The 12472-nt window shown below is 65.6% G+C and carries 10 protein-coding genes; 6 read left to right on the top strand and 4 right to left on the bottom strand.

What is annotated here, in order from left to right; genetic code table 11:
- Window positions 1–39 precede the first annotated feature (39 nt).
- From G7044_RS10740 to G7044_RS10730, 3 genes are read right to left on the bottom strand one after another with little or no spacing between them, the layout of a single operon-like run.
- Entirely contained in the window at window positions 40–3102 is a 3063-nt protein-coding gene (locus tag G7044_RS10740; RefSeq protein ID WP_166328743.1) for an efflux RND transporter permease subunit, read from the bottom strand.
- A complete protein-coding gene (locus G7044_RS10735) occupies window positions 3099–4205 on the bottom strand; it encodes an efflux RND transporter periplasmic adaptor subunit (protein ID WP_166328741.1) in 1107 nt (368 codons plus the stop codon). The genes G7044_RS10740 and G7044_RS10735 overlap by 4 nt, the downstream gene beginning before the upstream one ends.
- Complete coding sequence (locus G7044_RS10730) at window positions 4202–5293, bottom strand: efflux RND transporter periplasmic adaptor subunit (protein ID WP_235931253.1); 1092 nt, start codon at window positions 5291–5293, stop codon at window positions 4202–4204. Before G7044_RS10730 ends, G7044_RS10735 begins: the two co-directional genes overlap by 4 nt.
- 231 nt (window positions 5294–5524) lie before the next feature.
- On the opposite strand from G7044_RS10730, the gene arfB reads away from it, so the two are divergent.
- From arfB to G7044_RS10700, 6 genes are all read left to right on the top strand, one after another.
- Window positions 5525–5950, top strand: a complete 426-nt coding sequence (gene arfB, locus G7044_RS10725) for an alternative ribosome rescue aminoacyl-tRNA hydrolase ArfB (protein WP_166328737.1) — start codon at window positions 5525–5527, stop codon at window positions 5948–5950.
- Complete coding sequence (locus G7044_RS10720) at window positions 5943–6389, top strand: NUDIX hydrolase (protein WP_166328735.1); 447 nt, start codon at window positions 5943–5945, stop codon at window positions 6387–6389. Before arfB ends, G7044_RS10720 begins: the two co-directional genes overlap by 8 nt.
- Window positions 6390–6470: 81 nt before the next feature.
- Window positions 6471–7865 carry an inorganic phosphate transporter gene (locus G7044_RS10715; RefSeq protein ID WP_235931252.1) on the top strand — a complete coding sequence of 465 codons (1395 nt, stop codon included), beginning with the start codon at window positions 6471–6473 and terminating at the stop codon, window positions 7863–7865.
- An 82-nt stretch (window positions 7866–7947) separates the two neighbouring features.
- Entirely contained in the window at window positions 7948–8493 is a 546-nt protein-coding gene (locus tag G7044_RS10710) for a L,D-transpeptidase family protein (RefSeq protein WP_166328731.1), read from the top strand.
- A gap of 192 nt (window positions 8494–8685) precedes the next feature.
- Window positions 8686–10071 (top strand): bifunctional enoyl-CoA hydratase/phosphate acetyltransferase, encoded by a 1386-nt coding sequence (locus G7044_RS10705; protein WP_166328729.1) that lies wholly within the window; start codon window positions 8686–8688, stop codon window positions 10069–10071.
- Window positions 10068–11234 carry an acetate/propionate family kinase gene (locus G7044_RS10700; protein ID WP_166328727.1) on the top strand — a complete coding sequence of 389 codons (1167 nt, stop codon included), beginning with the start codon at window positions 10068–10070 and terminating at the stop codon, window positions 11232–11234. The genes G7044_RS10705 and G7044_RS10700 overlap by 4 nt, the downstream gene beginning before the upstream one ends.
- Before the next feature lie 12 nt (window positions 11235–11246).
- Here the strand turns inward: G7044_RS10700 and dnaJ are convergent, their stop codons facing one another.
- Window positions 11247–12416 (bottom strand): molecular chaperone DnaJ, encoded by a 1170-nt coding sequence (gene dnaJ / locus G7044_RS10695; RefSeq protein ID WP_166328725.1) that lies wholly within the window; start codon window positions 12414–12416, stop codon window positions 11247–11249.
- Between the last annotated feature and the right edge of the window lie 56 nt (window positions 12417–12472).

Below are 12472 nucleotides of genomic sequence, written 5' to 3'. Positions count from 1 at the left end.
GGGGTCAGGCATTCCTACGCGCACGGCCCCTGCCGTCAATCAGTTTGCGCCATCATCGCCGGGCGGTTTGACCCCGAAGACCGCGCAATACAGCGCCGGCACGAACAGCAGCGTAATCAGCGTGCCGGCGATGATTCCGCCCATCATGGCAAAGGCCATCGGCCCCCAGAACACCTGCCGCGAGATCGGGATCAGCGCCAATGACGCCGCCGCCGCCGTCAGCAGGATCGGGCGGGCGCGGCTGTCCGATGCCTCGTAAACCGCATCCCAGCGGGTGCGGCCCTTGTCGATCAGGACCTGCACCTCGTGGACAAGGATGATCGAGTTGCGGATCAGGATCCCCACCAGCGCCAGAATCCCCAGAATGGCGACAAAGCCCATCGGCACGCCGAAACCGGCCAGAACCGCGACCACGCCAATCAGGCCAATGGGGGCGGCGGCAAAGACGATGGCCGACAGCCGGAAGCTTTGCATCTGCGCCATGACCAGGAAGGCCATGATCAGCAGCATCAGCGGCACGACGGCCGCGATCGGTTCCTGGCTGTCGGCCGAGGTTTCGACGGTGCCGCCGACCTCGACCCGGATGTTCGAAGGCAACGTCTCTTCGAACTCGGCAACGCGCGATGACAGTGCATTGACCAAAGTCGCCGGCTGATCCTTGGTAGTGATGGCTGCCTTGACGGTCACCGTGGGCAGCCCGTCGCGCTGCATGATCAGCGGCTGCTCGGTCCCGTAAACGGCGGTTGCCAGACTGGCCAGCGGAATCGGCGTGCTGGTCGGTGTTGCCAGTTGCAGGTTACGCAGCGTGTCGATAGTTGTGCGTTCGTCCGCGCTGCCCCGGCTGACCACGTCGATCAGGAACTCACCGTCGCGCAGCTGGGTGATGGTGCGCCCGGAAAACATCGCCGCCAACGAGCTGGCAATATCGGCAGAGCTGATCCCCAACCGCCGCGCCTGATCCTGACTGACCTGCAGGCGCACGACCCGCGCGGGTTCGTTCCAGTCCAGAGCCACGCCGGTCAGCCGCGGCTCGGTCGCGATAACCGCCGCCAGCTTGCGGGCAGCGTCGCGCGTCGCGTCGATATCGGGGCCAGAGACGCGGTATTGCACCGGCTTGCCGACCGGCGGGCCGATTTCCAGGTTCTTGACGTAGATGTCGGCGGCGTAAAGTTCTGTCTCGGCGATCTGGTCCAGCTTTGCCTTCACGCGGTCGCGCGCCGCCAGATCCGGCGTCTGGATCAGGATCTGCCCGATATGCGGCCCCGGCGTCTGCACATCCATTGCAAGGACAAAGCGCGGCGCGCCCCGCCCGACATAAGACGTCCAGAACAGCACATCCTCGTCATCCTTCAAATGCGATTCCAGCTTGTCCATCGTCTCGCGCGTGCCGGCGATGGATGCGTTCTGGCGCATAGTGATATCGACGAGCACCTCGGGGCGGTCGGATGTGGGGAAAAACTGCTGTTCGACAAAGCGCATCCCCCAGATCGAAATCGCAAAGGCGATCACGGTGACGGCGATGGTCAGCCACTTGAACCGCATCGACAGGCGCAGCATGCCGTGGAACCGACCGCGCAGCCAGCCGACCTTTTCGCCGTGATGCTTCAGCGTCCTCGGCAGGAAGGCAACGCCCAGCAGCGGCGCGAACAGCACCGCAACCACCCAGCTGACGACCAGCGAAATCGCGATCACCACGAACAGCGAGAAGGTAAACTCCCCCGCAGCCGAGCTGTTCAGCCCGATCGGGATGAAGCCCGCCACCGTGACCAGCGTCCCGGTCAGCATCGGGAATGCAATAGAGGTCCAGGCGTAAGAGGCCGCGTCGGTCAGCGTTTCGCCCAGTTCCAGCCGCGAGATCATCGTCTCGATGGCGATCATGGCATCGTCGACCAGCAGGCCAAGCGCGATAATCAGCGCCCCCAGTGAGATCCGCTGAAGCGTGATGCCCCAGTAATCCATAAAGACGAAGGTGATCGCCAGCACCAGCGGGATGGTCATGGTCACGACCATCCCCGCCCGCAGCCCAAGGCTGACAAAACTGACCAGCAGAACGATGGCCACCGCCTCGATAAGGGCCTTAACGAAATGACCCACGGCCTCGTCAACGACATGCGGCTGGTCGGCGAATTTCGCCATCTCGATGCCGATGGGCAGGTCGGCGGCGACGTCGTTCATCAGGGCGTCGACCTGTTCGCCGAATTCCAGGATATTGCCACCGGACTTCATGCCGATCTGCAGCCCGATGGCGGGCTTGCCCTCGAAACGGAACAGCGTCTGCGGCGGGTCCTCATAGCCGCGCCTGACCGTCGCCACATCGGCAAGGTTGAAGAACCGATCCGCGATGCGCAGGTTCACGGCGGCGATTGCGGCGGCATCGCCAAATTCGCCATCGACGCGGACGAGGACACGTTCAGGGCCCGCCTCGATCACACCCGAAGGCGCGATGGCGTTCTGGTTCGCCAAGGTGGCCATGACATCTTCCTGGTTCAGCCCCAGCGCCGCCAGCCGCGAGGGCGAAAACTCCAGATAGATCTCCTCGTCCTGTTCGCCCAGCAGCTCGACCTTGCCGGCCAAAGGCAGCGCCTGCACCAGATCGCGGATGTCGTCCACGCGGTCGCGCAATTCGCGCGGGGTGAAGCCATCGGCGGTGAAGGCATAGATATTGCCGAACACATCGCCGAAATTGTCGTTGAACTGAAAGCCGGCAAATTCCTGCGGGAAGTCGGGGCGAATGTCCGACATCATCTCGCGCACGCGCTTCCAGACCTCGGGGACGCGCCTGCCGCGCACGGTCGGGTCAAGCTCGATATAGACGACCGCCTGCCCGGGCATGGTGACGGAACGGGTAAAGTCCAGCTCGTCCAGTTCCTCCAGCTTGTTCTCGATCCGCGTGGTGACCTGATTCAGCGTCTCGTCAATGCTGGCGCCGGGCAGCGCGGCGCTGATGACCATGACTTTGATGGTGAAGTTCGGGTCTTCCTCGCGCCCCAGATTGGCATAGGAAATCGCGCCGGCCAGCATCGACACGATCAGGAGGAACCAGACAAAGCTGCGATGCTTCAACGCCCAATCCGACAGGTTGAACCTTGGCCCGTGAATCATGGCTTTACCCTTTCGCCGACCGGCTGTCCTTCGGTCAGCGAATGAACCCCGCGCACGACCACCTCTTCGCCCGCCGACAGGCCGGCGCTGATTTCAACCAATCCGTTCAGCCGCAGCCCCAATTCGACTTTTCGCGCCGAAACCGTGGCCGCGTCGCCGCGCCGGGCTACGATCCAGATCCACGGCGCGTCGGCTGTGCCGGCAATGGCCGCTTCGGGCAGGGCCACGAAATTGCTGCGCGGGCCGCCGCGCTGTGCGCGGATCAGCGTGCCAAGGCGGAAATTCGTCGGGTCATCCATGGACAGATGCAGCCGGCGGGTGCGCGTGGCGGCATCCGCCAGCGGGTCAATCCGGCTGATCCGGCCGGTGCTGCGGGTCTCACTGTCGGATTCCAGCTGGATCTCGACCTCGGTGCCGACGGGCATCGCCGAAAGCACGGCCTCGGGCAGGTCGATCACCGCCTCGCGCGTGTTGACGTCCGACAGCGTCAGCACCGGCGTGCCCGAGCCCACCACCGCACCCGGCGTTTCCATCACCGCCGAAACCACCCCGTCAAAGGGCGCCAGCAAGCGTGCGAAGCCTTCGGCATCGGCGGCGCGGGCCAGTTCCGATTGCGCCTGTGCAAGCCCGGCCTCGGCCGATTTCAGGCCGCGTTCGGCCTGTTCAAGCTGCGCACGCGAAGCGACATTGCGCTTGGCCAGGTCGCGCGTACGCTCTGCCGTTGCCTGCGCGGTTTCCAGCCTCACCTGCGCTGCGTCGACGGCAGATCGCGCAGCGCGGACATTGTCTTGCAGGTCATCCGGCGTCAGTTCGGCCAGTAGCGCGCCGGTCCGAACGTGATCGCCCACATCCACGGGACGGGCAGATAACCGTCCAAGGGTCTGAAAGCCCAGCTGCACCTCGGTTCCGGCCACAACCACACCGGGGAAGCTGCGCAGCTCAGACGGCAGGTCAGTCACCACCACCGACACCACCGGGCGCGGCGACAGTTGCGGCAATGCTTCGTCCTTCTTGCCCCACGGCAGTTCAAATGCCGCGGCCGGCGCCGCAAGCAGCAGGGCCGAGATTACAGCCAAAATGCATCGGGGCGTCGCGCGGGTCATTTGTTTCCTGTCTTCACGTCGTTCCCCGCCACGACCTCGCGACCGGGATAGAGCTTCTGCGAGCCGTCACCGACCACGATCTCGCCCGCCGAAACCCCGCCCGACAACAGCACCCGCCCATCATCGAAACGCGAAATCTCGACCGCGCGCAGCTCTACCTTGTTGCCTTCGCCCACGATCCAGACACAGGGCGTCCCCAGTCCAGAGGTCAGCGCGGTCCACGGAATTTCCATTGCCTCGCCGGTGCCCAGCATCATCTTGCCCCGGACCGAGGCCCCCAGCAGGTCGACATTCTCGGGCGCGTCCGCAACTTGCGCCCGCACCCGCACAGAGCCGGTCGCGGGATCGACCAGCGGCGCGATTTCGGTCACCGTTCCGGTCATCGGTGGCGCGATGATATCCAGCGTCGACAGCTGGACGGGAGTGCCCATCACCTCGTTCAGGATCGGCAGGTCAGGGGTCATGAAAACCGCCTCGATCCCACCCTTGCCGGCCAGCGACAGCACCGTCTGCGCCGCGCCGACAACCTGCCCCGGCTCGCCCGCGCGGGCGGTCACCACGCCGGCGAAGGGCGCGCGCAGCTCGGTATCCTCGACCGAGCGGCGGGCCTGGTCCAGCGTGCTGCGGGCCTGCTGGAGCTGGGTCTCGGCCTCGCTGAGGGTCTGGCGGGCGGTGTCACGCGCGGCACGCGTGCCGACACCGCGATCCAGCATCGCCTGCGCCCTGTCGGCGGCTTGACGGGCCTGTTGTTCGGCTGCCTCGGCCGCCGCAAGCGCGGCCATAGCGACATTCAACGATTGCTGAAGCTGCAACGGGTCGATCCGGCCCAGCACCTGCCCGGCGGTGAAATGATCGCCCTCATTTACCAGCATCTCGGTGATCCGACCGGACTGGCGAAAACCCAGGTCGACACTGTCCAGTGCCTCCAACGTGCCGGTCAGTTCGATCTGCATACCGGTTTCGCGGGCGGCGACGGTCAGAAACTCGACACGCAGCGCCTCCTCCGCACGGGTGGGAACGGCAGCAAATATGGCAATCGTCAGGCTTATCCCGCCCACCCTAATGCCGGTGGCGACATCTCGGACCAACTTGACCTCCTCACGTCTGGATGACGATTGCCTCATACTTCCCTGATTGAAAAGCCCCGCCGCGACACGTGCCGTGGCGTCAATCGCCTGAATGTGGCGAATTTTCGCGCGAAATTTACTTAATTTACGCAGGGTAGCCTAAGGCCCGAAAGCGGGCAGCGGAACAATGCGCCCTTTCGTCGCATTCGGGTACTACTTATATCTACGGCAAAGTGAAGGTCCTGCCACCAGATGTTGCGTATCAACGACCAAATCTCCATCGAGGAATGGGAGCTTGTCGAAAGCTTCACCCGCGCCCAGGGGCCGGGTGGGCAGCATGTGAACAAGGTCGAAACCGCCGTTGAGCTGCGCTTCGAGGCCGAACGCTCGCCCAACCTGCCCGAGCCGGTAAAGCGCCGCCTGCAGCGTCTGGCCGGGCGACGCTGGACGCAGGACGGCGCGGTCGTGATCCTCGCGCAGGAAACCCGCAGTCAGTTGCGCAATCGCGAACTGGCCCGCGAGAAGCTGGCCGACCTGATCCTGCGCGCCACTGTCGCGCCGAAGCGCCGCATTGCCACCCGCCCGACGCTGGGCAGTCAGCGCCGGCGGCTGAAGGCGAAATCCGAACGCGGCGCGGTCAAGGCCCTGCGCGGCCGGGTGGAGGGCGGCGATGAATGACATGCTGCGCGATCTGTTGGGTCGCATGCTGGGCCGCCGCCCGCCCGCCTTGCAGGTCGGCGCGCTGTGCCTTCATCCCGAAACCGGCAAGGTGCTGATGGTGACAAGCCGGGGCACCGGGCGCTGGATCATCCCGAAGGGATGGCCGATGGACGGCCGCAGCACCGGCGGCGCCGCCCTGCGCGAGGCCTGGGAAGAAGCCGGCGTGCGCGGCGAGGTCGAAGAACGCCCGCTGGGCCGTTACAGCTATGACAAGAAACTGACACGCGGGTTGTCGGCACCGGTCGAGGTGCAGGTCCATCTGGTCCGTGTCGCCGGTCTCGACAGGGATTTTCCCGAACGCAAACAACGCCGCCGCCGCTGGTTTTCTCCAACCGAGGCCGCCAAGCTGGTCGATGAGCCCGGCCTCGCCACGCTGATGCGCCGCCTGCCGCGATAGGGATGTCCGCAAAGGCCGCTTGCTGTCTCGTCGCGATGGCCTATGGTCGGCGCAATGCAGAGCAGCCGTGATTTTCGCATTTTGGATAAAGACCTCGACCGGCTCGGCCATGCCGAAGGCGCGGGGCGTGCTGCCGCGCGCCCGCTGCGCCGGCTGGGGCTGGTCCTGGGCCTTGGCCTGCTGGCGCTGCTGGCTGCGGCACTGGCCGGAATCGGCTTGCCGGCACAGGCGCCAATCGTGGCGGGTTTTTCGGTCGCGATCTATCTGGGGCTGAACATCGGCGCGAACGACGTTGCCAACTCTGTCGGTGCGGCCGTGGGTGCGCGTGCGGTGCCGGTTGGGCTTGGGCTGGCGCTGGTGGCTGCGGCCCAGCTTGCCGGCGCGCTTCTGGCCGGCGACATGGTGACCGAAACCATCGCCACTGACATCCTCGCCCTTGGTCAGATCGGACCGGATGGCCAGCCTGGCCGAATCATGGCGGCGGCGCTTGTGGGCGCGGCGATGTGGATCACGCTTGCCAACTGGGCGCGGGCGCCGGTTTCGACCACGCACAGCGTGATCGGCGCGGTCGCCGGTGCCGGCATGGCCGGACTGGGCGTGGCGGCGATAAATTGGCCGGTGGTGGCCGGGATCGCGCTTGGCTGGGTGGTGGCACCGGTGGCCTCGGCGCTGATGGCGGCAGGTGTGCTGGGATTGCTGCGCTGGCGCGTGCATTTCGCCGCCGACCGGGTCGCTGCCGCGCGGGTCTGGCTGCCGCTGCTGATCGGGATCACGGCCTTTATCTTTGCGGCCTATCTGCTGACGCTGCCGGGCCGCCCTCCCCTGCAGGGCGGCGCATTGGCTGCCTGCGCCGCGCTGGGGCTGGTCGCCTTTGCCTTCGCGCGCCGCCATCTGGATCGCCAGATCGCCGCCGAGCGGGGCGAGAGCCTGGCCCTGAAGAACCTGCTGGCCGGGCCGCTGATCGTGACTGCGGTGCTATCGGGATTTGCCCATGGCGCCAATGACGTGGCCAATGTCGCAGGCCCGCTGTCGGTGATGATGAACAGCGCCACCACGGGCGCGCTGCCGCTGTGGGTGGTCGGACTGGCGGGGCTGAGCGTGGCGCTGGGATCGCTGATCTTCGGGCGCCGGCTGGTGCGCATGGTCGGGTCCGCAATCACCCGGCTGAACACGGTGCGCGCCTTCTGCGCGGCGCTGGCGGCGGCGGCGACGGTGCTGGCCTGTTCCGCCGCCGGGTTGCCCGTGTCGACCACGCATTGCGCGGTTGGGGGGATCTTCGGCGTCGGCTTTTATCGCGAATGGGAAGACCGTTTTCGCCGCAAGACCCCGAAATCCCTGCCGATTGAGGAACAGCACCGCCGCCGTCTGGTCCGGCGCAGCCATGTCTGGACCACGCTTGCCGCCTGGGCGGTGACAGTGCCGGGCGCCGGCAGCGTGGCGGCGGCGACATACTCGCTGCTGGCTTTGCTGGGCTGAATCGGAATCATTATGGTGACGTTAACCGCCTCGTGATAATCAGGTGATATATCAACGCGAACAACAGCGTGACGAGGCAGTGATGATTCGAGCAATCCGGGCCGGTCTGGCCCTGACCCTTCTGGCAATTCTGGCCGCCTGTGGCGGCGGCGGTGACAGCGCGCCGGGTACCCCGCGCGCACCGCGTTTTCTGTCCTATGACGGCCCGCAGGTCACACAGGTTGTGATCAACAAGTCCGACCGGATGATGTATCTGGTCTCGGGCAAGACAGTGCTGAAATCCTACAAGATCGGGCTTGGCAACCAGCCGATCGGGGCCAAGCAATTCGAAGGCGACGGCAAGACGCCGGAAGGCATCTATTTCATCGACCGGTTCAACCCGCGCAGCACCTATCACCTTTCGGTCGGCGTCAGCTATCCGAACACCCAGGATACCGCACGCGCCCTGGCCGTCGGACTGAAGCCGGGTGGCGACATCTTCATCCATGGCCGCGGCCGTGAAGGCGCTGCAGCAGCCGCAGCCAAGAAGGTGGACTGGACCGCCGGCTGCATCGCGGTCGAGGATAGCGAGATCGAGGAAATCTTCGCCATGCTTCAGGGCGGCGTCCCTGTCGTCATCAACCCCTGATCTCTGACCCAGCTGTCACGACATTGCGCAGGGCCGGTTCCCCAATGCGGGGCCGGCCCTTTTGCGTGGCCTGACGCGGCGGCATTCCCCGTCAGCTGCGACCGCGCTTGACCATGCCCGCCCGCGCCCGCACAAGTTCCGCCGTACCCGGTGCGGTTGATACCGGGCGACAAATCAGGCCGGAGACATGCCGTGAAACTTGAGAACAAGACCTTCGACGAACTGCGCATCGGCGACACCGCCGAGCTTCGCCGGCTTATCACGCCAGACGACCTGATCGCCTTCGCTGCGACCTCGGGGAATTACAACACGCTGCACCTGCCCGGCTTTGACACCGACGGCGACGGCCGCCCTGATGAAGTCGCGCCGGGAATGTTTCTGGCCAGCCTGATTGCTGGCGTGCTCGGCTCTATCCTGCCCGGGCCGGGGACGCTGTATCGCAACCAGGTGCTGTCCTTTCAGGACCGCGCCCATGCCGGAGACGAGCTGCTCGCCCGCGTCACCGTGACCGATATCGCCTCGACCGGCATCGTCACCCTGCGGACCGAGGTGCTGCGCCCCGCCGACGACACGATGATCGTCGCGGGCGAAGCGCAGGTCATCGCCCCCGCCCGCAAATTCGCCGCCGAGGACGTCCATATCCCCGGCCTGATCGTCCAGCGTCACCGCCATTTCGAAGCGCTGATCGCCCGCGCCGCGCCGCTGCCGGCGCTGATCACTGCCGTAGTCTGCCCGACCGAGGACGAATCGCTGCGCGGGGCGCTGCTGGCCAGCGACGACGCCATCATCACCCCCATCCTGATCGGTGATGCCGCCCGTATCCGTGCCGCCGCAGAACGGATCGGACGCGACATCGCGGCCTTCGAGATCATAGATGAGCCGACCGATACCGGCGCCGCGCTGCTGGCCTGCAAGCTGGTCCATGAGGGCCGCGCCAATGCGGTGATGAAGGGGCATCTGCATACTGACGACCTGCTGCGCGCGCTGCTGGACAAGGAGGTTGGTCTTCGCGCCGGCCGCCGATTCACCCATGTCTTCGTCATGGACGTGCCGGGCGAACCTGAACCGCTGCTGGTCACCGACGCCGCCATCAACATCGCCCCCGACCTGAAGACCAAGGTCGATATCACCCAGAACGCGATCGAGTTGGCAACGTCGCTGGGGTTGGTGCCACGCGCCGGGATCCTGTCGGCGGTTGAAACGGTGAACCCTGAAATCCAGTCCTCGGTCGATGCCGCGCTGCTGTCCAAGATGGCCGAGCGCGGCCAGATCAAAGGCGGCGCGGTCGATGGGCCGCTGGCGATGGACAATGCCGTCGACATGGGCGCCGCGCATACCAAGGGGCTGAAGGGCGATGTCGCGGGCCGCGCCAATATCCTTGTCGTGCCGGGGATCGACGCGGGCAATATGCTGGCCAAGCAGCTGGCCTATATCAGCCATGCCGAGGCCGCCGGGATCGTGCTGGGCGCGAAGGTGCCGGTTATCCTGAACTCGCGTTCGGACGGGTCGATGTCGCGGCTGGCCTCTTGCGCGGTTGCGGCAATCCGCCACTTCCACGGGGCGGAGACAAAGGGATGAACGGCGAAATCCTGATCCTGAATGCCGGTTCATCCTCGCTGAAGTTCTCGATCTATATCGACGGCGACGAAACGCCCGAGGTCAGCGGGCTGATCGACCGCATCGGCGCGGCCGACCGGGCCGAGATCAAGCTGAAGGACGCGCAGGGCCAGCCGCTTTCGACCGGCGAAATCGGGGCGGTCGCCGATCACGGCGCCGCGCTTATGGTGGCCATCGGCGCGATGGGTCAGCACTATCCCGGCCATACGATCAAGGCGGTGGGGCATCGCGTTGTCCATGGTGGCCCCGACTTTGCCGCGCCGGTCGCGATCGACGACGACGTGCAAGCGCAGCTGGAGGCATTGACGCCGCTGGCCCCGCTGCATCAGCCGCACTGCCTGGCGGGCATCCGCGCCGCCCGTGCGGCTTTTCCCGATGCGGTGCAGATCGCCTGTTTCGACACCGCTTTCCACCGCACCATGCCACGCCTGAATGAAACCTATGCCATCCCGCGCGAATATTTCGATGCCGGCGTGCGTCGCTATGGGTTTCACGGCCTCAGTTACGACTATATCGCCGGAGCGCTGCGGGAACATGACCCGAAGCTTGCCTCGGGGCGCGTGATTGTCGCCCATCTGGGCAACGGCGCGTCACTTTGCGCGATGCAGGACGGCAAGTCGGTCGCAACGACCATGGGGTTTTCGGCGCTTGACGGGCTGGCCATGGGCACGCGCTGCGGGCAGATCGACCCCGGCGTGCTGCTGTATCTGCTGGACCGGGGAATGAGCAGTGCCGAGCTGTCAGACATGCTCTATCGCAAATCGGGCCTGCTGGGGCTGTCAGGAGTATCCAGCGACATGCGCACGCTTCTGGCCAGCCCCGCGCCCGAGGCAACCGAGGCCGTCGCCTATTTCGTCCAGAGCATCTGCCGCGGGGTGGCCGAGCTGACCGCGATGCTGGGGGGGCTGGATGCGCTGATCTTCACCGCCGGGATTGGCGAGAATTCCTATGAGATCCGCGAAAACGTCTGCGCCGGGCTGCACTGGCTGGGCGTTCGTCTGAATGCGCGCGCCAACGATTATAGCGCCTTTGGCATCGCAGATCAGGATTCCCGCGTCGAGGTCCTGGTCATTCCCACGCGCGAGGATCTAACGATCCTGCGCGCGGTCCGGGCAGCAGCCTAAAAGGCTGACGGGTCAGGTGCCCGTCATCCCTTCCCAGAAGTTCTTGACCTTATTGAAGAAACCAGCCGATTGCGGCGAATTGTCGGCCTTGATTTCATCAAATTCGCGCAGCAGTTCCTTTTGCCGCGGGGTCAGGTTGACCGGGGTTTCGACGACCAGTTCGATCATCATGTCGCCGGGTTCGTCATTGGCGCGCGCGCCGTGGCGCAGCGGCGGCATGCCCTTGCCGCGCAGGCGCATCTGCCGGCCGGTCTGGCTGCCAGCGGGGACTTTCACGCGCGAGCGGCCGCCGTCGATGGTGGGCACCTCGACCTCGCCACCCAGGGCGGCGATGGCCATGCCGACAGGCACCTGACAGGCCAGCAACTTGCCGTCACGCAGGAAGATCTCGTGTTCGGCGACGGTGACGAAGATATACAGATCGCCCGCCGTGCCGCCACGCAAGCCGGCCTCGCCCTCGCCTGCCAGGCGGATGCGGGTGCCGGTTTCGACGCCGGCCGGGATATTGACCTGAAGCGCGCGCTTCTGTTCGACGCGGCCCTGTCCGGCGCAGGCCTGACAGGGATTCTTGACCATCTGGCCCTGACCGTTACAGGTCGGGCAGGTGCGTTCGACGGTGAAAAAGCCTTGGCTGGCGCGGACCTTGCCCATGCCCGAACAGGTCGGGCAGGTCACCGGTTCGACCTTGCCCTCGGCGCCGGTGCCGTCGCATTCGTCGCAAGCGACCGAACCGGGGATATTGATGGTTTTCTGGACGCCCTCGAACGCTTCTTCAAGTGAGACCGAAAGATTATAGCGCAGGTCCTGGCCGCGGCTGGGCCGCGCACGGCCTGCGCCGGCACCGGCACGCCCGCCAAAATCGCCGAACAGGTCTTCGAAAATATCGGCGAAGGCCGAACCGAAATCGCCCTGCCCCGCGCCACCGCCGCGCCCGAAGCCGCCAAAGCCGCCGCTGCCGTCAAAGGCACCATGTCCGAAGCGGTCATAGGCCGCCTTCTTCTGCGGATCCTTCAGGCAGTCATAGGCTTCGTTGACTTCCTTGAACTTCGATTCCGCCGTCGGATCGGCGCTGTTGCGATCGGGATGAAGCTCTTTCGCCTTGCTGCGAAAGGCCTTCTTGATCTCGTCGCCCGCGGCGCCCTTGGACACGCCAAGTGTTTCGTAATAGCAGCGTTTCGCCATTCCGTACCCCTTACGCAAAGGCCGGCCCGAGCGGGGTGCCCGAACCGGCCTCGCCG

Origin of the sequence: Paracoccus xiamenensis, assembly GCF_011308835.1 — a bacterium.
Lineage (GTDB): Bacteria > Pseudomonadota > Alphaproteobacteria > Rhodobacterales > Rhodobacteraceae > Paracoccus > Paracoccus xiamenensis.
Note: the sequence above shows the minus strand (reverse complement) of the source record. Positions and strands in the feature narration are given on the sequence as shown.

Excerpts from the sequence above, each read along its gene's own strand:
- dnaJ (WP_166328725.1), bottom strand. The coding sequence starts at position 12,416 with ATGGCGAAACGCTGCTATTACGAAACACTTGGCGTGTCCAAGGGCGCC.
- arfB (WP_166328737.1), top strand. The coding sequence starts at position 5,525 with ATGTTGCGTATCAACGACCAAATCTCCATCGAGGAATGGGAGCTTGTC.
- G7044_RS10735 (WP_166328741.1), bottom strand. The coding sequence starts at position 4,205 with ATGACCCGCGCGACGCCCCGATGCATTTTGGCTGTAATCTCGGCCCTG.
- G7044_RS10710 (WP_166328731.1), top strand. The coding sequence starts at position 7,948 with ATGATTCGAGCAATCCGGGCCGGTCTGGCCCTGACCCTTCTGGCAATT.
- G7044_RS10700 (WP_166328727.1), top strand. The coding sequence starts at position 10,068 with ATGAACGGCGAAATCCTGATCCTGAATGCCGGTTCATCCTCGCTGAAG.
- G7044_RS10720 (WP_166328735.1), top strand. The coding sequence starts at position 5,943 with ATGAATGACATGCTGCGCGATCTGTTGGGTCGCATGCTGGGCCGCCGC.
- G7044_RS10740 (WP_166328743.1), bottom strand. The coding sequence starts at position 3,102 with ATGATTCACGGGCCAAGGTTCAACCTGTCGGATTGGGCGTTGAAGCAT.